General features: G+C 69.5%; 19 protein-coding genes and 1 pseudogene. 5 read left to right on the top strand and 15 right to left on the bottom strand.

Annotated elements, in window-relative coordinates:
- Positions 1–118 precede the first annotated feature (118 nt).
- Positions 119–1,012, bottom strand: coding sequence for a histidinol-phosphatase (gene hisN / locus RIV14_RS07810; protein ID WP_075373498.1), 894 nt, complete (start codon positions 1,010–1,012; stop codon positions 119–121).
- Between the two features lie 259 nt (positions 1,013–1,271).
- Between hisN and RIV14_RS07805 the strand changes: the two genes are divergently transcribed.
- Positions 1,272–2,594: an NAD(P)H-dependent oxidoreductase gene (locus tag RIV14_RS07805; protein ID WP_178387919.1), complete on the top strand. Its 1,323-nt coding sequence runs from the start codon at positions 1,272–1,274 to the stop codon at positions 2,592–2,594.
- Between the two features lie 80 nt (positions 2,595–2,674).
- Here the strand turns inward: RIV14_RS07805 and RIV14_RS07800 are convergent, their stop codons facing one another.
- Entirely contained in the window at positions 2,675–3,226 is a 552-nt protein-coding gene (locus tag RIV14_RS07800; protein ID WP_075373497.1) for an NAD(P)H-dependent oxidoreductase, read from the bottom strand.
- A gap of 48 nt (positions 3,227–3,274) precedes the next feature.
- Positions 3,275–4,297, bottom strand: coding sequence for a zinc-dependent alcohol dehydrogenase family protein (locus tag RIV14_RS07795; RefSeq protein WP_075373522.1), 1,023 nt, complete (start codon positions 4,295–4,297; stop codon positions 3,275–3,277).
- Positions 4,298–5,448: 1,151 nt separating this feature from the next.
- Here RIV14_RS07795 and RIV14_RS07785 point away from each other — a divergent pair.
- Together RIV14_RS07785 and RIV14_RS07780 are read left to right on the top strand one after the other, a co-directional pair.
- Positions 5,449–6,102, top strand: coding sequence for a DUF6318 family protein (locus tag RIV14_RS07785; RefSeq protein WP_309325095.1), 654 nt, complete (start codon positions 5,449–5,451; stop codon positions 6,100–6,102).
- Between the two features lie 299 nt (positions 6,103–6,401).
- Complete coding sequence (locus RIV14_RS07780; RefSeq protein ID WP_309325093.1) at positions 6,402–6,932, top strand: zinc transporter; 531 nt, start codon at positions 6,402–6,404, stop codon at positions 6,930–6,932.
- Positions 6,933–7,341: 409 nt separating this feature from the next.
- Here the strand turns inward: RIV14_RS07780 and moeB are convergent, their stop codons facing one another.
- The 8 genes and pseudogenes from moeB to RIV14_RS07740 form a co-directional block, all read right to left on the bottom strand.
- Positions 7,342–8,664 carry a molybdopterin-synthase adenylyltransferase MoeB gene (moeB, locus tag RIV14_RS07775; protein ID WP_075372205.1) on the bottom strand — a complete coding sequence of 441 codons (1,323 nt, stop codon included), beginning with the start codon at positions 8,662–8,664 and terminating at the stop codon, positions 7,342–7,344.
- Positions 8,665–8,705: 41 nt separating this feature from the next.
- Complete coding sequence (locus RIV14_RS07770; RefSeq protein ID WP_075372206.1) at positions 8,706–10,844, bottom strand: ABC transporter permease; 2,139 nt, start codon at positions 10,842–10,844, stop codon at positions 8,706–8,708.
- 42 nt (positions 10,845–10,886) lie between these two features.
- Positions 10,887–11,867 carry a molybdate ABC transporter substrate-binding protein gene (gene modA, locus RIV14_RS07765; protein WP_075372207.1) on the bottom strand — a complete coding sequence of 327 codons (981 nt, stop codon included), beginning with the start codon at positions 11,865–11,867 and terminating at the stop codon, positions 10,887–10,889.
- A 31-nt stretch (positions 11,868–11,898) separates the two neighbouring features.
- The gene (gene narI, locus RIV14_RS07760) at positions 11,899–12,687 is read right to left on the bottom strand and encodes a respiratory nitrate reductase subunit gamma (protein WP_075372208.1); all 789 of its coding nucleotides are present in this window, start codon (positions 12,685–12,687) and stop codon (positions 11,899–11,901) included.
- On the bottom strand, positions 12,684–13,451 hold the full coding sequence (gene narJ, locus RIV14_RS07755) for a nitrate reductase molybdenum cofactor assembly chaperone (RefSeq protein ID WP_075372209.1): 768 nt from the start codon (positions 13,449–13,451) through the stop codon (positions 12,684–12,686). The genes narI and narJ overlap by 4 nt, the downstream gene beginning before the upstream one ends.
- 1 nt (position 13,452) lies before the next feature.
- Complete coding sequence (gene narH / locus RIV14_RS07750) at positions 13,453–15,147, bottom strand: nitrate reductase subunit beta (protein ID WP_075372210.1); 1,695 nt, start codon at positions 15,145–15,147, stop codon at positions 13,453–13,455.
- Positions 15,147–18,924: pseudogene (locus RIV14_RS07745) on the bottom strand (nitrate reductase subunit alpha). The gene narH and the pseudogene RIV14_RS07745 overlap by 1 nt, the downstream one beginning before the upstream one ends.
- 225 nt (positions 18,925–19,149) lie before the next feature.
- Entirely contained in the window at positions 19,150–20,481 is a 1,332-nt protein-coding gene (locus tag RIV14_RS07740; protein WP_075372211.1) for an MFS transporter, read from the bottom strand.
- Between the two features lie 319 nt (positions 20,482–20,800).
- Between RIV14_RS07740 and RIV14_RS07735 the strand changes: the two genes are divergently transcribed.
- Positions 20,801–21,334, top strand: coding sequence for a MogA/MoaB family molybdenum cofactor biosynthesis protein (locus tag RIV14_RS07735; RefSeq protein ID WP_075372212.1), 534 nt, complete (start codon positions 20,801–20,803; stop codon positions 21,332–21,334).
- An 80-nt stretch (positions 21,335–21,414) separates the two neighbouring features.
- Here the strand turns inward: RIV14_RS07735 and RIV14_RS07730 are convergent, their stop codons facing one another.
- On the bottom strand, positions 21,415–21,549 hold the full coding sequence (locus RIV14_RS07730) for a hypothetical protein (protein WP_256695088.1): 135 nt from the start codon (positions 21,547–21,549) through the stop codon (positions 21,415–21,417).
- A gap of 333 nt (positions 21,550–21,882) precedes the next feature.
- On the opposite strand from RIV14_RS07730, the gene RIV14_RS07725 reads away from it, so the two are divergent.
- The gene (locus RIV14_RS07725; protein ID WP_178387851.1) at positions 21,883–22,053 is read left to right on the top strand and encodes a hypothetical protein; all 171 of its coding nucleotides are present in this window, start codon (positions 21,883–21,885) and stop codon (positions 22,051–22,053) included.
- A gap of 60 nt (positions 22,054–22,113) precedes the next feature.
- Here RIV14_RS07725 and mobA read toward each other — a convergent pair whose 3' ends face one another.
- From mobA to RIV14_RS07710, 3 genes are all read right to left on the bottom strand, one after another.
- The gene (gene mobA / locus RIV14_RS07720; RefSeq protein ID WP_075372234.1) at positions 22,114–22,755 is read right to left on the bottom strand and encodes a molybdenum cofactor guanylyltransferase; all 642 of its coding nucleotides are present in this window, start codon (positions 22,753–22,755) and stop codon (positions 22,114–22,116) included.
- A 19-nt stretch (positions 22,756–22,774) separates the two neighbouring features.
- Complete coding sequence (gene moaC / locus RIV14_RS07715) at positions 22,775–23,278, bottom strand: cyclic pyranopterin monophosphate synthase MoaC (RefSeq protein WP_075372214.1); 504 nt, start codon at positions 23,276–23,278, stop codon at positions 22,775–22,777.
- 88 nt (positions 23,279–23,366) lie between these two features.
- Entirely contained in the window at positions 23,367–24,707 is a 1,341-nt protein-coding gene (locus RIV14_RS07710) for a molybdopterin molybdotransferase MoeA (RefSeq protein WP_081381819.1), read from the bottom strand.
- Positions 24,708–24,871 lie beyond the last annotated feature (164 nt).

The raw sequence follows: 24,871 nt of genomic DNA, 5'->3' as shown, positions 1-24,871 counted from the left end.
AGCCCTTACCTAAGGTGTCCTGGCTCACTTTTGCGTGTTTTAGATCTTTTAGATCTTTTATAACTTCGGGGCGCACTGATGTCCAGCAGAAGGGAACGTCGGCTCAACCGGAGCCGGCTCAGTCCGTCTCGGCGCTCAGGTGGTGCAGGGCGACGTCGTGCAGCAGCGAGTTCGTGGCCACTGCGTTGCCCCCGAAGGGGCCGGGCTCGCCGTCGAGGGATGTGAAGCGTCCGCCCGCCTCGGTGACCACGGGCACGAGCGCCGCCATGTCGTAGAGCTCGAGATCGGGTTCGGCGGCCAGATCGACGGCGCCCTCGGCCACGAGCATGTAGGACCAGAAGTCCCCGTAGGCACGGGTGCGCCAGCACGACTGCATGAGCCCCAGCATTCCGCGCAGCCGCTTGGTCTGGGCCCACCCCGACAGCGAGGAGTAGGACATCGAGGCCCGAGTGAGGTCGTCGACGCCGGACACCGACAGCCGCCGCGCCGAGCTCAGGGACCGCCCGGTCCAGGCCCCGCCGCCGGACACGGCCCACCAGCGCCTCCCCAGCGCGGGGGCGGAGACCAGCCCGACGACGCACTGGCCGTCCTCGATGAGGCCGATGAGCGTGGCCCACACGGGCACGCCCCGCACGAAGTTCTTGGTTCCGTCGATCGGGTCGATGACCCACTGGCGCGAGGAGTGCCCGGTGGTGGGCATCTCCTCACCCAGGACGGAGTCGCGCCCGCGCGCCCGCCCCAGCTGCTCGCGGATGACGCGCTCGGCCTCCTTGTCGGCCTCGGTGACCGGCGTGAGGTCCGACTTGGTCTCCACGGTGAAGTTGCCGGCGTCGAAACGGGCCAGGGTGAGGCTGTCCACCTTGTTGGCGATCGTGTGCGCCAGGTGCAGGTCGTCGCGCCAGCGCCGCTGCTTGGTCGGGGGCGCCGTCGGTGCGGCGGGCGCCGCTGCCGGTGAGGGCACCGCGGGCGGTTCCGGAAAGACGGGGCGCTGTGGGCGGGGAGTCTCGCTCATGGCACCACGGTAACGGGGGAGCGGGCTCGGTGAGACTCCACCGTCGTCGGGCGCGCCACTCGGCAGGCCGCAGGGTGTGGGCCGAGTCGTTACCTCGCCGTGAGATCCCATGCTGCGCGAGCGTCGCGGAGGAGAGGCGGGTTTTTCCCGTTATATTGCGGAAGAACGGCGTCGGTCATCGCACGGATAGGCGCCTTCGATTTGGCGGCCTGTTACTGGTTCGTTACGCTGACGAGTATGACCCAACCCGGGAGGCTCAATGCAGCATAATGCCGGTTTTACCAGGGATGACGTTGTCACAGCGGCCCTTGAGATCGGTGTGGACCGGTTCACGATGGGCAAGGTGGCGCGTCGGCTCGGGGTGAGTACGGCTGATCTGGGACGCACCGTCAGCTCGCGCGACGACCTGCTCGTGGCCTGCCTGGAGCGCGTGTCCGCCGATGCCACACTGCCTCCCACCGGCCTGAGCTGGCAGGACTACCTGCGCCGGCTCTCTGACTCGCTGTGGGACGTGCTCGACGCCCATCCCGGCCTGGACCACACCCTCATCAACCTGGCCTGGGCCTACGTGCCCTTCATGTCGGTGGCCAAGCGCGCCCACAACGCCCTGGTCTCCGGTGGCCTGCGCAGCGAGGACGCCTACCTGGCGCTCAACTACACCCTTTCGACGGTTCTGACTGCCCACCAGCAGGCGGTCGCCATGGCCGAGACCGTTGAGTCCGACCGTCATCCGGGTCGGAGGGAGCGCGGTATCGACGTCGCCACCCGCATGTGGGACGAGCGCTTCGGCGACTCGAGCGCCGCCCTGGGCATGCGCGGGCCGAACGAGCTGCACAGCGGCGACGACGCCGACCGCGTCCCCTTCCGCCCCAAGGAGTCCTGGCTGGACCGCGGTGCGATGGTCCCCAAGCTGGAGGTCATCATCGGCGGCTTCTCCAGCCTGAGCGACGTCCTGTCCGGCGCCGGGAGCAACGGCGCCTCACGGGGGCCATCCCCCGCATCACAGTCCAACGACACCAGGGAGTCCTCCGTGAACACTCTCGTACTCGTCTTCCACCCCAATATCTCCGAGTCCCGGGTCAACAAGGCCCTCGGGGCCGCGGCGGAGTCGCTCGGCGGCAACATCACCGTGCGCTACATGTACGACATCTACCCCGACTTCAACATCGATGTGGCCACCGAGCAGGCGGCCCTGCTGGGCGCCGACCGCATCGTGCTGCAGTACCCCATGTACTGGCTCTCCTGCCCGCCCCTGCTCAAGAAGTGGCTCGACGACGTCCTCACCTTCGGCTGGGCCTACGGCTCGACCGGCACGGCCCTGCACGGCAAGGAGCTGCTGGTGGCCGTCAGTGTCGGCGGCGCCGGCAGCGCCTACGGCCGCGAGGGCGCGCACATCTACACGATCCATGAGTTCCTGCGGCCCATGCAGGGGACCTCGCGAGTTATCGGCACCAAGTACGCGGTGCCCTTCCTGTCGGTGGGCGCCCTGGAGATCACCGATGAGGCCATCGCTCGGCGCGCGCAGGACTACGCCGCGGTCCTCCAGACCCCCGAGCTCCCGCTGCTCGACATCTTCGGCTGAGACGCCCGTGAGACGTGCTGAGGGCCCAGGCCGGTTTCGCCGGTCTGGGCCCTCGGGCATGTAGCTGCCTGCCGGCGGGCTCAGCCGTGAGGCTCCAGCGCGGGCAGGTCCGTGGACTGCAGCGTGGCTGCGTAGTCCTCAGCCCGCTGGGCCAGGGCCTCATCGGTGATGGTGAGGGTCCCGGTGGTGGTAAAGGGCTCGAGGTAGGTCATCTGGACCATGTTCGCAGTCGCCTGGAGGGGGCGCAGCAGCTCGGTGAGCGTGTAGCCGTAGGAGGACTCGTGGCTGTAGGCGTCGCCGGGGCCGCCGGTGCTGACGGCCACCAGCAGCTCCTTGCCGGCCAGGGCCTTTCCGGTGGAGCCGTAAGCCCAGCCGTAGAGGAGCACGTCGTCGAGCCACTGCTTGAGCAGGGCGGGGGTGGAGTACCAGTACATGGGGAACTGGAGGACGACCCGGTCGGCGGCCTCCAGGGCGGCCTGCTCGGCGGCGACGTCGACCTTCTGATCGGGGTAGATGTCGTACATGTAGCGCACGGTGACGTCGTCGCCGAGGGCCTCGGCCTTGGCCGCCAGGGGGCGGTTGGCGCGTGAGGCGGACATGTCGGGGTGGAAGACGAGAACGAGGGTCTTCATGGGAACTCCTGTTGTCAGACGGTGATGGTGGGTGGTGTGCGGTGTGGTTCAGGGCTCCAGGAGCACCTTGATGGCGCGACGCTCGTCCATGGCCTTGTAGGCCTCGGCGGCCTCCTCCAGGGGCAGGCGCAGGGTGAAGACCTTGCCGGGGTGGATCTCGCGCTTGAGGATACGGTCGATGAGGTCGGGCAGGAAACGGCGCACGGGGGCGGGGCCGCCCAGCATGTGGATCTCGGCGAAGAAGAGCTGGTCCCCGGGAAGGGAGACGCCGTGGGCGACGCCCACGTAGCCCAGGTGCCCTCCGGGGCGGCAGGAGGCGATGGCCTGCATCATCGAGGTCTGGTTGCCCACGGCCTCGACGACGCCATGGGCGCCGTAGCCACCGGTGAGCTCCTTGACCTTCGCGGCGCCCTCGTCGCCGCGCTCGGCGATGACGACGTCGGCTCCGAACTCGCGGGCCAGCGCCGCCCGGTCCTCGTGGCGGGAGAAGGCGATGACCTTCTCAGCCCCCAGGGCCTTGGCGGCCAGGACGGCGGACAGGCCCACGGCGCCGTCGCCAACCACCGCGATGGTCTTGCCGGGGCCGGCCTGGGCCACGACGGCCCCGAACCAGCCGGTTCCCAGCACGTCGGAGGCGGCCAGCAGTGAGGCGATGATCTCGGGGTCCTCGGGCTTGCCGCCGGGAACGACGACGAGGGTCCCGTCGGCCAGGGCCACACGCGTGTACTCGGCCTGGGTGTCCCCGATGAAGCCGCCGTTGGTGCAGCGCGACTGGAAGCCGTCTTCGCAGATCTCGCAGGTGTTGTCGCTCAGGCAGAAGGAGCCGACGACGAAGTCGCCGACCTTGACGCTCGTGACCTCGTCGCCGATCTCGACGACGGTGCCCACGTACTCGTGGCCCATGGGGCGGGCCTCCTCCACGGGGGAGATGCCCCGGTAGGGCCACAGGTCCGAGCCGCACACGCAGGCGGCCTCCAGCTTGATGACGGCGTCGGTGGGCTCGATGACGTGGGGGACCTCGCGGTCCTCGACACGGACATCACCGGCGGCGTGCAAGACGACGCCGCGCATCGTGGTGGGCAGGGCGGAAGCAGAAGCAGTCAAAGGTAGGTCCTCACATCAGTGCGGGTTGATATGTGAAGACTAGGCGCGGGCCTCGGCGCAGGTCCACCGCTTGGCAGGTTCTGTCAGGGCCACCCAGCGGGGCCGCGAGGGGTCGGTCTTGGTTCGTAAGGTTGGTGTGTTTCGGCCCGAGAGCAGGCGAAGACCGGTGCCGGCGAGCGGGCATTCAGGCTCGCAGGCGGTCGCAGATGATCGCGCTCGGCCGAAGCCGGGGCGCGGGCAGCGCCGTTCCCTACCCGGCCTTGCTGCCCGACGCCGTGTCCCGGGTCTTGCGCGGAAGAGGCAGAACCAGCGGGGTCCCGGTGAGTGGGTCGGAGATGACCTGGGCCGGTAGGCCGAAGACTTTCTCGGCTTTCCGGGGCTGCGCAGGTTCATTCCTTGGCGGCCTGTGCTGAGCACGCTTCCGGCTGAGCGGCGGGCTTGGCGGGGTGATTCAGCCGGTCGTCCTGGTCCAGGGTTTTCCACAGGGTGTCTTGAGGGGCTGGTGTGGGGGGCGTTGGTGCGGGTAGTGTCAATACACCGCTTGGACGGGCAGTGCCGCCCGGCCGGGCGGGGTATGGAGTTGTTTCGGCGGCGAGGAGGCTTCCGTGATGAGTGCGTCCCTACGATCCCCCAAGCCTGCGGGCGCCCGGCAGTCTGCAACCTGCCCAGATCGCTCAACCCCGCCAATGCAGTGCCCCGCCGCATACGACCGTCAGACCGGTCTGAACCTCGATGGCGTCGACGAGCCCGCGGAGCGGGAGGCTTTGGCGGTCAGTCAAGGACGGGCGAGCAGCCCGCTATTCGCGCTGGATCCGCGTCTGGCCGAACACAGTCACAGCGGCCAGCGAGAGCTCGACGTCCCCGGCAAGCACAACAAGCAGCCGGCTTCAGAAAGAGGGACGAAACAGCTAAGTGTCCGGCCATCCGTGTTGGAACGAGACCTTGCTGCGCATGTCCGTCACTCCTGCCCGGACCCCGGAAGCCACTGCGTTCCTGGAGAGCACGCGAAGCGGGCCGTGCTGGAGGTAGGGGCGGAGCGGCCGGGTGGGGTGGTGCTGTTGTCGCGTAGGGGCCGGCCCGGTTCCCAACCCGGGGCTCGTTTTGGGTGCCGGCGGGGTGTGGCTGGTCTGGTGGTGGTGTGTGTGCTGGCGCTGGGGGCGGCGGCCTGCTCGGTGAAGGACGCCAAGGCTGAGGCCAGTGTGAGCGCTAGTGCCAGTGCTTCGGCGGCTATTGCCCGGGCTGAGAAGGGCATTGCTGATGCTAATGCCTCTGCGACCGCCTCCCGGGAAGCGGCTCTGACTCCTGAGCTGCGCGCCAAGCGCGATGCCGCCCTGGCCGAACCCGCACCGGCCAAGCCCGAGCAGATGAATGACCAGACACGTGAGGGGGCAGCCATGACGGCCTGGTACTTCCTCGAGCTCTACCGCTACGCCTACATGACCGGCAACACCGTCGAACTCGCCGCCATGAGCGACGACCGCTGCCAGTTCTGCAAATCTGTGATAGACCGGGCCACCAAGCTCCACCAGAACGGCGGCTGGGCAGATAAGTGGGACCAAGAAATCACGAACTACACATACTACGAGAAAATCGAAGGATACGACTACAACGAACTAGATGTCACCGCCAATCAAGGAAAGGTAGTGTCGCACCCAGGTGGAGGGAAAGACCCGACAATTTCCGACCCCAAAGACAACCAAGTCCTGGACTTCGCAATCAGGTACAACGGAACTCGCTGGATGATCGGCGGAGTCAAGGTGTTGGAACAATGAAATTACACAATCGCATCACTATTGCCCTAATGATATGCACAGGGGTGCTGTCTCCAAGCGCCGTGGGTGCGCCGGATTCCTCTCAGGACTCCGGAACGGCCGTAAACTGGGGAGCGGAGTCTGACGATAATCATGTTGTCACTCACGGAGAACGTCGTGAAACTGTGACGCCGCCTCAGCCCGCAGAGCAACCTGAGTCTCCCAGTTCTCCTGGAACGACCGTGCAATACTCAGACAGTCACACCAAATTGGCGATACCTCACGGCAGCTGCAAATCTTACCAAGATGAGCACAAGAAAATGCGGGCTGCGTGCAATTGGGATCCAGAGCCTGAACCCTCCGAGCCCGCCAGCGATGATGGGCCCCGCACGGTCACGATCACCACTCGTCAGGCCGCCACCCTCATCGCCTCCGGCTCAGGCATCACGCGCCAGCCTCCGGGGCCCAAGGTCATTATCTCCATGGCCTTCATCGTCTACACCAACCCCGCCCCCCGGTATCAGACCACCACGATCCTGGGCAGTCCCATCGAGGTGGAGTTCACCCCCGCCTCCTACACCTGGGGCTGGGGAGACGGCACCACCACAACCACCACCGACCCCGGAGCCCCCTACCCCAACCAGACCGTGACCCACCACTACCAGCACACCGCCACCGGTGTGACCACGACCCTGACCACCACCTGGACCACCCGATACCGCCCCCAAGGCGAGAACCAGTGGCGGCCCATTGAGGGCTCCATCACCACCACCGAGACCTCCACCCCCTACGACCTGGTCCGCGTCGTCACCTACCTCACCGACGACGCCGAAGAAGCCCAAGGCCACTAACCCCCCCCACCCCAAGCCCCGCAGGACCCGTGGTGTCACAAATGGCGACCTTTAGACGCGAACCTGGCCGACAACCGCCACACCCCGGCGAATATGCGCAGGTCAAAGCAGTACAGGCCCGGGCACGTCAGCCGATGGACAGCCTAAAAGTCGCCAATCGTGACACCAACGGCGCACAACGCACCACCGAGGCGCCCACTAAGCCCCAGACCCCAACACAGGCGGCCGCACCTTGGGCCGCCAGCCGCAGGGTGGTGTCACGGTGGGCGACTTTTAAACGCGAACCTGGCCGACTTCCGCCACGCCCCGGCACATATGCGCAGGTCAGAGCCGTACAGGCCCAGGCACACCAGCCGATGGACACCCTAAAAGTCGCCAATCATGACACCAAGGCCCCTTGATGCCACGGTCAGGGCTGACCAGGCGCCCAGGCCCTCATGCCCCCGTCGAGGCTGACCAGCTGTCCGGAGTAGCCCGCCGCCCTCAGCGCCTCGATGGCCCGGACCGAGCGTACCCCGGCGGCGCACACGACCACGGTCGGGCGATCCCCATCTAGCTCGTCCATCCGCGCCGCCACCTCCCGCAGCGGAATGTGCAGCGCGTCCTCCATCGGCTCGAGCGCCGCCTCGACGTCCTCACGCACATCCAGCAGCGCCGGCGGCATATCGCCCTCCAGGAGTTTCTTCAGCCCGGCAGCGGAAATAGTTTCCACTCCCGTCTCTGACTCCAAGACCTCGGCACCTTCCTGAATTCGGCTGGCTGCAACGGGACCGGACGCGGAGCTCCTGGGCGGCCGGCGGGAGCCGTCTCCGCAGTCGCGTGACGGCGGCTGCGCGTCGGCCTCACAGGCCCGGGGGAGTGTGCAGGAATCAGCCTCAGTGACCAGCGCAGTGATACTCGGGATCTCGCCGCATACCGGGCAGGCCGGGTTCTTCGCCACCGGAATCTCCCGCAGGCGCGCCCCCCAGACGTCCAGCATCGCCAGCCTCCCCAGCAGTGGTTGCCCACCGCCGATCACCAGCTTGAGCGCCTCGGCGGCCTGCATGGTCCCGATGATGCCGGGCAGCACCCCCAGCACACCTGCCTCCGCACAGGAGGGCACCGATCCTGCGGGCGGCGGAGCGGGGTGCAGGCACCGGTAGCATGGGCCTCGGCGCGCATCGAAGACCCCCACCTGCCCGTTGAACCCCAGCACCGCCCCGTGCACCAGCGGCAGCCCCAGCATGACGGTGGCGTCATTGACCAGGTACCGCGTGGGGAAGTTGTCCGTGCCGTCGATGACCACGTCCCAGTCGCCCAGCAGGTCCAGGGCGTTGTCGGCGGTCAACCGGGCCCGGTGGGCAACGACCTCAACGTCGGGATTGAGCACCCTGATCGCCTCGGCCGCCGAATCCACCTTGGGACGCCCCACAGCGGCCGTGGCATGGATGACCTGGCGTTGCAGGTTGGACACGTCGACGTCGTCGTCGTCAATGAGCCCGATCGTCCCCACCCCGGCGGCCGCCAGGTACAGGGCCGCCGGCGCCCCGAGCCCACCGGCACCGATGAGCAGAACCCGGGACGCGCGAATGCGCTGCTGCCCCACGAGCCCCACCTGCGGCACCAGCGCATTGCGGTGGTAGCGCTCCAGCTCACCGCGGCTCAACGGCCGCAGACGCTCCTCAGCGATCACCGATCCGCAGACGCCACCGCGATCGCTTCCCTCAACAGCGCTCACAACGCCCTCCCTCATCCTCGCCCGGTCCTTCTCTCAACGCCCCGGTACCGCGGTCCTCAACCCCGGCGGGCCAGGATACGCACCTGCACCGCTTTGATGACGCAGCAGACCTCCCGGCCCTCGGTGATGCCGAGTTCGGCCACGGCTCCGGCGGTCACCGCCGCCGACAGCCGCTGCCCCTCCTCCAGCTCCAGGCGCACACTCACCAGCGCCCCCGAACGCTCCAGACCCGTCACCCGGCCGGTCAGGACGTTGCGGGGACTGCCGTGCGGCGCCTGCCGGTAGAGGGCGACGGCGTCAGGCGGCACCAGCGCAATACCCGGTACCCCGGGGCGAACGGCCTCGTCGCGGTCGTCCTGGTGGCTCTGCTCGCCGACCCTCCCGTCAGCGGTGTCCCCCCGGGGGCGGCCATGAACGACCTGCCCCGACGGCAGCCGCAGCCCCGGAGCCTCGGCATCGCCGTCAACGACCCCGGTGAGCACGGCCGTTCCCGTCAGGTGGGCGACGAAGTCCGAACGTGGCGCGGACAGGACCCGCGCCGTCGGCCCCTGCTCCACCACTCGGCCCCGGTCCAGGATGACGACGTCCTCGGCCAGCGCAGTCAGGTCCAGGACGTCATGGGTCACCAGCAGCAGCGTCAGCCCCTCCTCGGCGCATCGGCGCGCCACCAGGCGGCGCATCTCCTGGCGGGCGGTCACGTCCAGGGCGGCCATCGGCTCGTCCAGGATCAGTAGACGGGGCGCTGTCGCCAGCGCCCGGGCCAAGGCCACGCGGGCCGCCTGCCCGCCTGAGAGCGCTCCTCCCGGGCGGGAGGCCAGGTGATCGGCTCCGACGGCGGCCAGCTCGGCTCGGGCCCGACGCGTGGCCTCCGCTCGGCTCACCCCCTGGCAGCGCAGCGCGAAGACCACGTTGCCCAGCACGGACATGTGGGTGAAGACGCCCGGCTCCTGGCTGAGCAGAGCCACTTGGCGCCGCCCCGCCCGCACGAAGCCCCCGGGGCCGTCCAGGACTCGTCCGCCGAGTACGACCTGGCCGTTCTCGGCGTCCAGCAGGCCGGCCACCACGGAGCAGACCGTCGACTTGCCCGAGCCATTAGGACCGATGAGTGCCGTCGTGCGACCCGCCTCCACCTTCAGGTCGACGACGACGTCGCGCTGCGGCAGCTCGAAGGCGACGTGCAGGTCCTGGCCGCGACCGATGCTCTCCTGGGGCGCTTCGGCGGAGGCGGTACTCGCGGAAGAGGGCAGGTCGCCGTCGGATTCCTCGTCAGAGGAGAGCTCGGATGTTGGGACGACCTCCTGCCCGCCCCGTTCCTGGCGAGCAGTCAGTAGCGCACCGATCAGACCGGACCAGTCCACGGTCGTGGCGCCAACGATGATGAAGGACAGGCCGATGAGCACCACTGCAAGGGCCAGGGCCGTGGCCGTGTCGCTCTCCTTCTCCAGGTAGATGGCCAGCGGCATCGTGCGGGTGACACCCTCCCGTGAACCCGCGAAGGCGATCGTCGCCCCGAACTCACCCAGGCTCCGGCCCAGCGCCAGGGCCGTGCCCCGAGCCAGAGCCGGCGTTGCCAACGGCAGCGTCACCTGTGCCAGAACCCGCCACGGCCCCGCCCCCAGGGTTCGAGCCGTGGTCTCGGCATGAGTGTCGCGGCTGCGCAGGGCCGCTTCCAGGGTGACCACCAGGAAAGGCATGGAGACGAACACCTGGGCGATGACCACCGCGGTGGTGGAGAAAGCGATGGGTACCCCCCACTCCTTCAGGTGCGCCCCCAACAGGCCGCGGTTGCCCAAGGTGGACAGCAGTGCGATACCGGCCACCACCGGCGGCATCGTCATCGGCAGCACCGCGAGGATCCGCGCGATCCTCACCCCCGGCCAGCTGCGGGCCAGCAGCAGCGCCAGCGGCACGCCCAGCACCACGCAGACGACCGTGGAGCTCAAGCAGGTACGGATCGACAGCCACAGGGCCGCCTGCGCCGACGGCGTTGCCAGCAGCTGGGGGAGTTGCCCCCAGGACACGCGCGTCCCCATCCCCACCAGGGGCAGGACGATTGCGCAGCCTCCCAGGACGGCCAGCGCGGTCACGAGGACGGGCAGAGGTGAGCGAGCGGCCCGCCCACGCCCCAGGAGGGCGCGGACGGACCGCCGTACCGACTGCTGCTCGGAGCGTGCAGTGGGGGACATCTGGTTCACAAACTCATGTCTACCAGGCCACCGATTCAGGCCGGCAAACCGTCACGGAGCAGTGGTCTGCGCGGTGGGCTTGTTCGCCTCCGGGGTGGAGGACCCCTCAGCGGTCGCGGCCTGGGACGGGGCAGTGCTGGCCTCGGAGCCGGCCCCGGTGCTGGCCGCCGCGCTGCCTGCGGCGGAGGCCCCGGCACTCGCTCCGGCAGTGGTGCTGCCGGGTTTGCCGAAGCCGTGCTTGGCCAGGATCTCCTGACCGGTCTTGCCGGTGACGGCATCGATGAAGACCTGTGCGCCCGCGGGGTTCTCGGGCTCGGCCGTCTGGGCGATCGGGTAGTGGTTGACGACGCCGCCGTCGGGGATGTCGATCTTGTCCGCCTTGTCCTTGGCGGCCGCCGCGTCGGTGGTGTAGACGATGCCGGCGTCGGCCTCACCGGACTCGACCTTGCCGCGCACATCGGTCACCTTCTGCTCCTCGGAGACCGGGTTGAGGGTGACGCCCAGGGCGTTGGCAAGCTTCTTGGCGGCCTCACCGCAGGGCACCTCGGGGGCGCAGATGACCAGGTTGGCGCCGTCAAGCGACGAGTCCAGCCCGGTGATCTTCTTGGGGTTGCCCTTGGGGACGATGAGGGTCAGGACGTTGGTGGCGAACTCGGTCTGGCTCCCGACCAGCTTCTGGTCCGCAGCGGTCTTCATCGTGGAGTTGTTGGCCGTGGCCAGGACGTCGGCGCTGTCGCCACCCGCCAAAGAGGCCACCAGGTCCTGGGAGCCCTGGAAGTCGAAGGTGACGTCCAGGCCAGGGTTGTCCTTCTCCACGGTCTTCTCGATCTCCTCGAAGGCCCCCTGGAGGGAGGCGGCGGCCAGGACCGTGACCTTGCCGGTGGCCTTCTGCGCGCCGCCCGAGGCGCTCGCGGAGGCGGCGTCCGAAGCGGCACCGGTGGAGCTGTTGGAGTCGGAGCCGCCGCACGCGGCCAGACAGACGGCGGAGAGCAGGCTGACGGCGGCGATGGCCGCTCGACGAGTGATACCCATGTGTTGTCCTTTTGGGGCGGGGCAACCGGGATCAGGCGCCCTGAGAAGGGGTGACGTCGTTGGCTCCTTGGTTGCCGGTGCCCTGGGTCCGTACCGGGGTCCAGCCGCGGGAGGCCCGGGCAGTGGAGGTGGCCCCCTCGCGCGAACGGTAGACCACGTAGGGGCGGGTTACGTAGCCCACGGGTGCGGAGACCGCATGAACCAGGCGGGTGAAGGGCCAGATTGCCAGGAGCAGGAAGCCCGCGATGACGTGGAGCTTGAAGGAGACCGGCACGTCAGCCATGAGCTCGGGACGCGGCTGGAGGACCAGCACCGAGCGCAGCCAGGGGCTGATCGTCTCGCGGTAGTCGTAGCCGTGGGCGTCGGCGAGCTGGTTGAGGGCCGTGGCTGCCGAGCCCAGCAGGATCGGGACGACGAGGAAGCAGTACGCGACCAGGTCGTTGCGGGTGGTGGCCAGGCGCACGCTCTTGACGACGATGCGCCGGTAGATGAGTCCGGCCAGGCCCACGATCGTCAGGATGGCCGCGAAGGATCCCAGGTAGGTGGCGCCCAGGTGGTACATGTGCTCGGAGACGCCCAGCATCTCAGTGACGTCCTTGGGCACCAGGAGCCCGACGACGTGACCGGCCATCACCATGAGGAAGCCCAGGTGGAACAGGGGGGAGGCCAGGCGCAGGATGCGGGACTCGTTCCACTGCGAGGAGCGGGAGGTCCAGCCGAACTGGTCGGTGCGCCACCGCCAGATCATGCCTGCCACCAGCAGCACCAGGCTGGCGTAGGGCAGGGCCACCCACATGAGGTTCTGCTGAATCGGGCTCATGTCATGCTCTCCTGGCTGCTCGTGAAGGGGGAAGGATCGGCGACTGGTACCGAGCCCGGCACAGCGGGTGTGCCGGACAGGCTCGGGTTGCGCACGGGAATGGTCGGGAAGGGCAGGGTGTCGGTGACACCGACGGTCTCGGTGGGTGGCCCGGCCGCCACGAGGGCGCGCACGCGCTCGGCGGTGGCCTCGTCGATCTGCGGCAGGGTCATGGAGACGGCCTCCACCAGCCCCGCGTAGGGGGAGACGGCGTCGGTCAGGGCGCTGCGCAGCACCTCGATGCCCTCGCGATGGGAGGACAGGAGCGTGCTGGCCACCTCGTCGCCGCTGCGCGCGGACAGCTCAAGGACCACCGGCAGGTAGTCGGGCAGCTCGTCGGCGGCCATCTCGTAGCCGGCCGCCGCCAGTGCCTGTTTGAAGGCCAGCAGCGCGGCGCCCCGGTGCCGGGTGTCACCCACCGTGTAGTACGTCAGGTACAGGCAGCAGCGCCGACGTCGGTCGAAGACCTCCACGTAGTGCTCGGCCATGGCCCGCTCACCGCGGCGTCGTGCCTGAGCGATGAACTCCTCCAGGAGGACGGCCACCTCCGCCGGCAGCGTGGCCAGCTCGGCCTCGACGGCGTTCAGACGCGTCTCCAAAGTCCCCTCAGCCGGGTAGTCCAGCAGCAGCGAGGCCGCCATGTGCACGGTGGCTCGCTGAGAGGGCGTCAGGTGCACCTCGGCGGGCTTCTGAAGAACCCGGGGGGCGCGAACGAAGGAGACCATTTCAGAGGTCCCTGGGGGCTGCGACCGCCGGGCCGGTCGAGGCGGCCCGGGCGGAGGAGTCAGCCGACCGGGCCTGACCCACCGGCTCAGGCACACCGACCTGCGGGATGCCCGGGCCGGCGGCAGGCACCGGCTCGCGGCGCACGGTCGGCAGCGGCAGGCTCACCGGTCCGCCGTTCATGGTGCCGCCGCCCTGGCCGTGGAAGGAGGCGACGTCGGGGTGGCACCCGGCCGGAGCGCCCTCACCCAGGAGGGTCTTGACGTCGTTGCCCATGGACTTCATACCACGGGGGACCTCGGGCTTGGTGGTGGGGATGACGTAGCGGTCGTCGTACTTGGCGATGGCCAGCAGGCGGTACATGGCCTCCAGCTTCTTGCCGTCCAGTCCCACGGCGGCGGCGATAGCCGGGTCGGGCTCGCGGCCCAGGCGCACGTCGCGCATGTGGGAGCGCATCGCGGCCAGGCGCCGCAGCACGAGCTCGACCGTGTTGGTCTCACCGGCCGTGAACAGGCCCGCCAGGTACTCCAGCGGAATGCGCATGTCGGAGACGGCCGTGAGCAGCACCTTGTAGTTCTCGCCGTCCAGGCCGGCGGCCGCGACCTCGTCGACGACCGGGGAGAGCGGCGGGATGTACCAGACCATCGGCATGGTGCGGTACTCGGGGTGCAGGGGCAGGGCCACCTCGTAGGTGTCGATGAGGTCCCAGACGGGGGAGGCCTGGGCCGCCTCGATCCAGTTGTCCGGGACGCCCTCGGCGCGCGCGCCCGCCACGACCTCGGGATCGTGGGGGTTGAGGAGGATCTCGCGCTGGGCCATGTACAGGTCCTGCGGGTCCTTGACGGCGGCGGCCTGCGAGACGCGATCGGCGTCGTAGAGGAGGACGCCCAGGTAGCGCAGGCGGCCCACGCAGGTCTCCGAGCACACGGTGGGCTCGCCGACCTCCAGGCGCGGGTAGCACAGGGTGCACTTCTCGGCCTTGCCGGTGGCGTGGTTGAAGTAGACCTTCTTGTAGGGGCAGGCCGACACGCACATGCGCCAGCCGCGGCAGGCGTCCTGGTCCACCAGGACGATGCCGTCCTCGGTGCGCTTGTACATGGCGCCCGACGGGCAGGCGGACACGCAGGTGGGGTTGAGGCAGTGCTCGCAGATGCGCGGCAGATAGAACATGAAGGCCGACTCGATGTCGGTGCGCACCTTCGTGCTCATCGCCTCGATGATCGGGTCCTGCTGGAGGGTCTCCATGGAGCCGCCCAGGTCGTCGTCCCAGTTGGGACCCCACTTGATGGTGGGCATGTACTCGCCGGTCAGCTGGCTCTTGGCGCGCGCCACCGGAATCGCCGGGGAGTCCTTGGGGGCCGAGAGCAGACGGTCGTACTCGTAGGTCCACGGCTCGTAGTAGTCCTCGACCGTGGGCATCTCCGGGTTGGCGAAGATGTTGGCCAGGCGGCGCAGGCGCCCGCCCGAGCGGGGCCGCAGGCGGCCCGAGGCGGTGCGCTCCCAGCCGCCGCGCCAGGTGTCCTGGTCCTCCCACCCCTTGGGGTAGCCGACACCGGGGCGGGTCTCGACGTTGTTGAACCACATGTACTCGGTGCCCTCGCGGTTGGTCCAGGCCTGCTTGCAGGTCACTGAACAGGTGTGGCAGCCGATGCACTTGTCGAGGTTCATCACCATTGCGATCTGGGCCATGACCTTCATCAGAACGTCACCTCCTGGTTGCTGCGGCGACGGATAAGCGTGACCTCGTCGCGGTTGTTGCCCGTGGGGCCGATGTAGTTGAAGGCGTAGGACAGCTGCCCGTAGCCGCCGGCGAAGTGGCTGGGCTTGAGCACGATCCGGGTCAGCGAGTTATGCGTCCCGCCGCGCCTGCCGCTGGTCTCGGTCAGTGGGGTGTTCATGGTGCGCTCCTGGGCGTGGTGCATGAAGACCATGCCCTCGGGGATGCGGTGGGAGACGACGGCACGCGCCGCCACGATGCCGTTGCGGTTGTAGGCCTCGACCCACTCGTTGTCCTTGACGCCGATCTTGTCGGCGTCCTGGGGGCTCATCCAGATGGTCTGGCCTCCGCGTCCCAGCGTGAGCATGTGCAGGTTGTCGAAGTACTGCGAGTGGATCGCCCACTTGTTGTGCGCGGTGATGTAGCGCACCGCGACCTCCGCCGTGCCCGCCTGGCTCGTGGACACCGAGCCCGGCGCGGCCTCCCCGTACAGGGCGTGGAAGTCTAGCGGCGGCCGGAAGATGGGCAGGGACTCGCCCATGTCCCGCATCCAGTCGTGGTCGAGGTAGTAGTGCATGCGCCCGGTCAGGGTGTGCCAGGGCTTGGCGTGCTCCACGTTGACCACGAAGGCCGAGTAGCGCCGCCCGCCGTGCTCGGAGCCGGACCACTCCGGGGAGGTGATGACTCCCTGGGGCTTGACCTGGGTGTCGGCGAAGGAGATGTGCTTGCCGGCCTCCTCCTCGCTGAGCTCGACCAGCGGGGTGCCGGTGCGCTTGGACAGCGTGTCCCAGCCCTCGGTGGAGATGCGCCCGTTGGTGGTGCCCGACAGCGTCAGGATCGCGTCGGCGGCGCGGATGTCGGTGTCGATCAGCGGCCGGCCGGCGGCCACGCCGTCGGAGGAGACCCCGTGGTTGCGGGCCAGGCGCTCCACCTCCGGGCCGGGCTTGAGCATGATGCCCTTGCAGGGAATCCCCAGCTTCTCGGCCAGGGGCCCCAGGGCGTCGAACTTGGCCCGGATCTGGGTGTAGTCGCGCTCGGTGGGCACCAGCTTGGGCATCGTCACTCCCGGCACCCACTCCTGGGGGAGGCAGGACACGTCACCGTGCGCCATCGTCAGGGCGTCGGGGGTGTCGTGCGTCAGGGGGCGCGGCGACGACGTCGGTCTGGGTGCCCAGGTAGCGCGGCGCCCAGGCGGAGATGAGCCCGGCCAGGGTCTGGAAGACCTGGAAGTCGGTGCGCGCCTCCCAGGGTGGGTCGATGGCCGCGTTGAAGGAGTGCACGAAGGGGTGCATGTCGGTCGAGGAGATGTCGTGCTTCTCGTACCAGGTGGCCGCCGGCAGGACGACGTCGGAGTGCAGGGTGGTGGAGGTGTTGCGGAAGTCCGCGGTCCACATGAGGTCGAGCTTGCCCACGGGGGCCTCGTCGCGCCAGGTCACCGAGGCGGGACGCTGCTCGGGTGGGGCCTCGACGGCGTTGACGTCGTTGTCCGCGCCCACCATGTGGCGCAGGAAGAACTCCGTGCCCTTGGCCGAGCTGCCCAGCAGGTTCGTGCGCCACGAGCACAGGATGCGCGGGAAGTTCTCGGGGGCGTCGGGGTCCTCGCAGGCGAAGCGCAGCTCACCGGAGCGCAGCTGCTCGACGACGTAGTCCTTGGGGTCCATGCCCGCCTCGGCGGCCTGCTGGCCCAGCAGCAGCGGGCTGCGGTTGAAGGTCGGGTAGGACGGCGTCCACCCGCGCTTCATGGCCTCGACCATGGCGTCGGTGGTCGTCTTGCCCGCCAGGGTGCCGGGCCCCAGCGGGGAGGCCAGGCGCTCGGCGGAGGTGGTGTCGTAGCGCCACTGGTCGGTGGTGATGTACCAGAAGCCGGTGGCGATCATCTGCCGGGCCGGGCGGTGCCAGTCCAGGGCGAAGGCGTACTGCTGGAAGCCGCTGAGCGGGCGGACCTTCTCCTGACCCACGTAGTGGGCCCAGCCACCGCCGTTGACGCCCTGGGTGGCGCACATGGAGGTCAGCGCCAGGATCGTTCGGTAAATCTGGTCGGCGTGGTAGTAGTGGTTGATGCCCGCGCCCATGACGATCTGGGAGCGGCCGCCGGACTCCACGGCGTTGAGGGCGAAGTCGCGCGCCACCTGGATGATGGCGGGGCCGGGAACGCCGGTGATCTCGCTGGCCCAGGCGGGTGTGCCCGGGACGGTGGCGTCCTGGTAGTCCGCGGGCCACTCGCCCGGCATGGAGGGGCGCTCGACGGCGTACTGGGCCAGGAGCAGGTCGTAGACGGTGGTGACCAGGCGGTCCCCGATGCGAGTGACCGGCACGCCGCGACGCACGACGCCGCCGCCCACAGAACCCTCGGGGGTGGAGGAGCCGGGCAGGTCGAAGCGGGGCAGGAGAACCTCGGCGGCCTGCACCTGGGGGCCCTGTCCGTGCAGGTCTAGGATGCTCATGACCGGGTCGACACCGTCCATGAGCAGGTTCCACTTGCCCTCACCCTCGGGGGTGAATCGGTCGGCCAGGGTACCGCCGGGGTCGGCCGGGCCGCGCTCGCGGTCCCACACGAGGGGGCGGAACTCGTTCTTCGGCGCGCCGGTGGCGACGCCGTTGACGTCGGAGGCCGTCACGAAGCGTCCGGGCACGTACGCGGTACCGTCGGGGGAGGGCTCCAGGCCGATGAGGAAGGGGGAGTCGGTGTGACGGCGCATGTAGTCCAGGAAGAAGGACTCCTCGCGCTTGACGTGGAACTCGGAGAGGATGACGTGCCCCATCGCCTGCGCCAGGGCGCCGTCGGTGCCCGGGGCCACGCGCAGCCACTGGTCGGCGAACTTGGTGTTGTCGGCGTAGTCGGGGGAGACGGCCACGACCTTCTGCCCGTGGTAGCGGGCCTCGGTCATGAAGTGGGCGTCCGGGGTACGGGTCAGCGGCAGGTTGGAGCCCCACATCATGAGGTACTGGGAGTTGTACCAGTCACCGGCCTCGGGGACGTCGGTCTGGTCCCCGAAGACCTGCGGTGAGGCCGGCGGCAGGTCGGCGTACCAGTCGTAGAAGGAGAGCATCGTGGCGCCGATGAGCTCATGGAGGCGGCCTCCGGCTCCGTAGGAGACCTGGGACATGGCCGGGATGACGCTGAAGCCGGCGATCCGGTCCGGGCCCCAGGCGCGGATGGTGTGGACGTAGGCGGCCGCGACGATCTCCATGGCCTCGTCCCAGCCCACGCGGACCATGCCGCCCTTGCCTCGGGCGGACTTGTAGGCCTTGGCGGTGGCGGGGTCACCGGTGACCTGCGCCCAGGCGGCGACCGGGTCGCCGTCGTTGTCGGCCTTCGCGGCGCGGAAGGCGTCCAGCAGGACTGAGCGCACGTAGGGGTAGCGGATGCGCGTGGGGGAGTAGGTGTACCAGGAGAAGGCCGCGCCGCGCGGGCAGCCGCGGGGCTCGTACTCGGGCATGTCCGGCCCCGTGGTGGGGTAGTCGGTGATCTGCTTCTCCCAGGTGATGATGCCGTCAGAGACGTAGACCTCCCAGGCGCACGACCCGGTGCAGTTGACCCCGTGGGTGGAGTGGACCATCTTGTCGTGGCTCCACCGGTGGCGGTAGAAGGTATCGGCCTCGCGCCCTCCTGTGAGGAACAGGCGGCGGGCGTCGGCAGAGGCTTGTCCTCGACGCAGGTACGAGCCCAGCGTGAGCAGTCCGGGGGCGTTCTCGACCTGCTGGTCGGGTCCAGGGACGATCCCGGGGCCGGTGGTCTGGGAGCCGGTGGTGCTCATCAATGGTCCTTTGGTCCGTGAAGCTGGTAGGTGGTCAATGGTGTGTCTGTGTTCATCGGTGTTCAGCTTGGGGGGGGCTGGCTGGCGGCGGCCCGGTGGGCCGATGGCGACCGGCGGGCGTTGAATGCCCCCGACGGGGCAGGCGGCGGGCGAGCCATGAGCCGCCGCGCCGCCGAGCCCGTCAGTCGGTTGTGGGTGGCCCGGGCGGACGCCGGATGCTGGAACTCAGCCCGGGAACGGGGCTCCCGGTCGCGCGTAGCGCAGCCAGCAGATGACCGCGCACACGGCGCAGTAGGCGACCGAGATCCAGAACCAGGCGGTGGCGCCCAGGGAGGCGATGGCGACGCCGACGATGAAGGGCCCCAGGCTGGCAATGGCGGCCGTGAAGCCGATGGCGCCGCCGGCCTGCCGCTTGGGCATGATCATCGGCATCTGCTTGAAGGTGCCGGCGTTGCCCAGGCCGGAGAAGAAGAACATCGCCAGCATGGACCACAGGAACCCAGGGAACTGCGCCGGATCGGTCGGGTGGAGATAGAAGGTGGTGACGGCCAGCGTGGCCCCCATCCCGACGATGGAGATGAAGGTCCAGATGGCCCCGCCGAAGCGGTCGCACAGGGGCCCCCACAGCATTCGGACCACCGACCCGATCAGTGGCCCGAGGAAGGCGTAGGTCGCACCCAGGGGCAGCAGGGACTTGTCGAAGTGCTCGGCCAGGGCGGACTGAGGTCCGTAGGTGTTCTTGATGAGGAGTCCGAACTGTGCGGCGAACCCGGAGAACAGGCCGAAGGTCGCCACGTACATGAGTGTCATGTACCAGGTGTCGGGGTTGGTGAAGATGTCGATCTGCTGGCGGATGTTGGCCTTGACCGGGACGTCCTTGAGCAGGGCGAAGGCGAGGAGGGCGGCCACGATGGTCCACGGGATGAAGAAGACGGCCGCGTTGTGTACCCAGACCTGGCCGCTGCTGGCGTGCTGGGGGGCGATCCAGGTGATGCCCAGCAGTCCGAAACCCATGAGCCAGGGGCTCAGCAGCTGGATGATGCTCATTCCCAGGTTCCCGACGCCCGCCTGGATCCCCAGGGCAGTACCGGTCAGCCGCTTGGGGAAGAAGTACCCGGTCGAGGGCATGTAGCCGGAGAACGAGCCGCCTCCGATCCCGCAGGCGAAGGCCAGAGCGAGCAGCGTCCCGAAGCTCGTCTTGGTGCTCTGCACCGCGAAGAACCAGCCGAGCATCGGCAGTGCGTAGAGCAGGGATGACCATGCGACGAGCTTGCGCGTGCCGACGATCGGCGGCAGGAACATGTAGACGAGGCGGATCAGGCCGCATGACAGGCCGGGCATGGCAGCGAGCCAGTACAGCTGGCTATCGGTGAGCTTGAAGCCGATCTCAGTGAGCTTGGGGGCGATCGCACTGGGGAGGAACCAGACGCAGAAGGCCAGGATCATCGAGTAGGTCGAGATGATCAGGGTGGTCCAGGCGATCTTCGCGGACCAGTTCTCCGGCTCCTCGGGGTTCCACCCTGTGAGGACGCGACCGGAGGTGTCGAGCGTGGACATAGGGCTCCTGCTGTGTGTAAGGCCTGGTCAGCTGGGCGACGGCGCCGTGGACCTGAGGCTGTCGTAACGATGTGGGAGGGGCGTGCGGGCACGCGCCACCCACATGATGCATGGCCTCGGCAGGGCCTTCACGCAAGGGACGAATGTCCGAGCAATACGAGGCGAAACTGACGTCTTGGAGGTGACGAAGGGCGGTGAATTAGGTTAAGTGAAAGTTGCCTAATTGGGGTTACTGGTTGAATCGGGACGTGTTGCCCTTGAAACACCGGGCGGGAGCCGGAGGAGCCTGAGCGGAGCGTACGCGGACTACGGTGAGGCCATGAGTGAGACCCCCATCGTCCAGAAGGGCCTGGCGGCCCTGTCCGAGCCCGTCAAGGGCGCTGTCATCACTGTCTCCGACCGCTGTGTCAGCGGTGAGCGAGAGGACCTCTCCGGTCCGCTGGCTCAGCGCCTCCTGGCCGAGCACGACGTCGTCGTCGAGAAGGTCGACCTCGTGCCCGACGGCGTCGAGCCGGTGCGTGAGGCGATCAGACGGGCGGTGTCTGCCGGCGCGCGGGTCGTCCTGACCACGGGCGGCACCGGCGTCACCCCCCGGGACCTCACCCCGGAGGCCACCGCGCCGCTGTTGGAGACCCGTATCGAGGGCATCGAGGCGCAGATCCGCGCCCACGGGCTGACCAAGACGCCACTGGCCGGACTGTCCCGCGGCCTGGTGGGAGTGACCTCTCGCGGCGCTGAGGGCGCCCTGGTCGTCAACGCCCCCGGCTCACGCGGCGGGGTCAAGGACACCGTCGCCGTCGTCGGCCCCCTGGTGCCCCATGTCCTGGAGCAGCTCGGCGGCGGAGACCACTGAGTGCCGCTGAGTGCCACCAGGGGTCTTAGCCTGAGCGGCTGTCCTGTCTCCTCACTTCTCCTCACTCCTGAAGCACTCGCTCAGGTGGGAGCTCGGGGCAGACTGGTGGTCCTGGAGTCGACGGTGAGCTGGAAGATGGCCGGCGGAGCGTGGGTGTCCATGGTGCTGGCATCAACTCTGCGCCGCCGCTGCACGCCGAGGAGAAATCGCAGCATTCCAACGATCCTCGCCGGGCGCTCCGACGGCGGGCTCGCTCATGTCAGCGCTGTGGACACTGGATCGGCTGGCGGGATCGACTCCGCGGGGCCTTGGCGGCCGTGCGGGGTGCTCTCAACCCAGGGCCGGCCCCACCATCCGCTGCCCTACCCTTTCCGACTCCTGCTCCGGGGGCTGGTGGCGCCGACGCGACACCGTCTCCGGCCTGCACCCGCCCTGAGTCGGTCTACTCCACGAGGATGGGGATCTACTGGTTGAGGGTTGTGCGTACTGCACGAAGGCCCCACCTACCCGGAGTACCCCCAACCCTCCTCCAGTGGATCCCGACCCTCGTGCAGTACAGGCCGGGCGCCATCCCAGCGGCTGCGGGTAGCCGAACCGCCCCCGGCGGCGGGGCGCGTCAGGTCAAGAGGGCCCGGTCCACCCGCGCCGGTGTCTTAAGGCGCCACGACACCCTGCGCACTGGCGGGGTCTCCGGTCGGGCCGCCCCACTGGTGGCCTGAGGTGCCATGACCTCCGAAGCTCACAGGTTATGAGGCAACTCGCTGGCCTGAGCGGGACCGCTACCCGCAGCGGCCCGAGTCCCAGGCGCGGACCTCGGCCCAGGTGTCCAGGTCCCGCACGACATCGTGGGTCGTGGGGATGGCTGTGACACGGAGCGCCCCGAGGGCCCGGCGCACGGCCGTGTCCCGCAGAGGCACGCCGCCCGGGGCGACGGCTGCGGCCAGTGCCCGGCGGCGGTAGAGGCCCAGTAGGTACTGAGTGTGCTCGCCGTCGCGGGCACAGACGCCGTCCAGCTCCGGACCGGCCTGCGCAAGCGCCCGGTGCAGGGCCGGCAGCGCCTGCCAGGACAAGGGCGCGTCGCAGGTGAGGATCCCGGTGAGCCCCGCAACCGGATGGCTCCTGCCCAGGAGCTCCAGCCCGGCCGCGATCCCGGCGACGGGCCCTCCCAGAGGCGGGTCCTCCAGCGCCCGCAGGACGCCGCAGGGCAGCGCGACCTCCGCCGGGGCGACGACGCACACGCCCCCGAGCGGAAGGCCCTGCGTCCGCAGCTGCTCCAGGCCGGCCAGCACATGGTCGAGCAGGCGCCGCCCCCGGGCGACGACGTCGGGCTTGGAGGCTCCGTCCAACCGAGCGCCAGTCCCGCCGGCCAGCACAATGACGTCGGCGACCTCGGCGACCTCGGCCGCATCCGTGGTGCTCACGGCGGCGCGGTCCGTCTGCTCAGGCCTCGTCACCGCGGTCACCGCGCACCCAGTCCCCTGAGCGCCCCCCGGACTTGGCCACCACCCTGGCCTCGCGCAGCTCGACGGCCCGGTCCACTCCCTTGACCATGTCGACGATCGCCAGTCCCGCCACGGTGGCGGCGGTGAGGGCCTCCATCTCCACGCCTGTGCGGTCGGCCGTGCGCACCGTGGTCTCGATGCGCACGCCGCCGTCGACGATCTCCAGGTCCACGCGCGCCCCGTGCACGCCGATGACGTGCGCCAGGGGGAGGAGCTCGGGGACCTTCTTGGTTGCCGCGATCCCGGCCACGCGGGCCACGGCGAGCACGTCGCCCTTGGGGACCGCGCCGTCGCGCAGGGCGTCGACGATCACCTCCGAGCAGGCCACGAAGGCGGTGGCGCGGGCCTCGCGCACAGTCGGGGTCTTGGCGGTGACATCCACCATGTACGCGGCGCCCGCGTCATCCAGGTGGGTGAGGGTGATCTCGGGGCGGGTAGTCATGGGAGGCTCCTTCAATGGTGCGTGGGATCGCGCCCCGTGGACGCGGTCCGGGATTCTCGCAGGCGGACTTGAGGACGGCCGGCGGGCTCTACGAGGCGGGCAGCGGGATGAGGGGCAGTTCGTCGCCGACCTCGACCGCCTCGACCTCGGCGGCCACCACCGCCAGGGCCTGCGCGGCGGGCAGCGAGGCCACCAGGTGCGAGCCGGAGCCCAGCCGGTGGGTGGGTGTCACCCAGGGCAGGCCCGCACCGTCGCCGAGGCCGGAACTGACGTCGGAGCCGGCGGGGGCCTCGGTGAAACGCACCGGCACGTGCTGGCGCCGCCCCGGCGGGGTCCGCCAGCCCACTGCCGCACGCGCCGTCAGGCTCGGCCGCCCCGGGAGCGGCTCGGCGCCGTCTGCCGTATCCTGCCCGGCCAGACGGGCCAGCGCCGGGGCCACGATCGTGGTGAAGGACACCAGGACGCTCACCGGGTTGCCCGGCAGGCAGATGATCGGCACCCGCCGGCCGTCGTCGGCGAGCACCCAGCCGTGCCCCTGGGGCTTGCCCGGCTGCATGGCCACCTTGACGAAGTCCAGGTGCACCGGGGCCTCCTCGCCCCGCTGTGCCTGCGCCTGCGCCAGCATCGTCAGAGGATCGAAGGCCCCCGCGGACACGCCCCCCGAGGTGACGATGAGATCGGCGCCGGCAGCGGCCTGCCGCAGCACCTCAGCCAGGGCATCGGCCGTGTCACCGCTGCGGGCCACGCTCGTGCACGCGGCCCCCTGCTCGGCGACCAGCCCAGCCAGCAGCAGGGAGTTGGAGTCGGGGATCGTCCCGGGCTCCAGCGCCTGGCCGGCGTCACGCAGCTCTGCCCCGGTGGAGACCACCGCCACGCGCACCTGCGGCCGCACCAGCACCGAGCCGAGCCCCACGGAGGCCAGGGCGGAGATGGCCGCCGCGGACAGTCTCGTCCCCGCCGCCATGACCGGATCGCCCGCGGCCACGTTCTCCCCGGCACGGCGCACGTTGAGACCGGGGCTGGCTGCGGTGCGGATCTCGACACGCGCAGGAATCGGGTGCGGGCCGGGAGCCTGGTCGGTGTCCTCCACCTTGACCACGGCGTCCGCTCCCTTAGGCAGCATCGCCCCGGTCATGATCCGCTGAGCGGTTCCCGCCACAAGCGGGCACGGTGCGGCGCCAGCCGGGACGTCCCCGCTCACCGGCAGAACCACAGGCGTTTGCGGGCAGGCACCGGTCGTGTCCCTCGCGCGCACCGCGTAACCGTCCATCGCCGAGTTCGTCCACGGCGGCACCGGGACGACGGCGGTCACGTCCTCGGCCAGCACCCGGCCGTGCGCCCGCCTCAGCTCCAAGCGCTCGCCCTCCAGGGGTGAGAGGGCCTCCAGCACCTGGGAGACGTAGTCCTCCAAGGGGATCATCTGCGCCATAGTGGTCCTTCCTTTGGCGAGTGCCCTGCGGGTGGTGACCTCAGGGCCAACGGCTGCAGGCGGGTCAGTGCCCGAACGTCCTGGGCCTATCATGCCCGTCCAGCCGGGGAAGCCCACGTGGGTATGCTCGCGGCCGACCATCCGATCACGCCCAGCCCGCCGCC

The sequence above is a fragment of the Actinomyces acetigenes genome (assembly GCF_031296635.1).
Taxonomy (GTDB): Bacteria; Actinomycetota; Actinomycetes; order Actinomycetales; family Actinomycetaceae; genus Actinomyces; species Actinomyces acetigenes.
The sequence above is the reverse complement of the archived record's forward strand: the minus strand, read 5'-3'. Positions and strand labels throughout refer to the sequence as shown.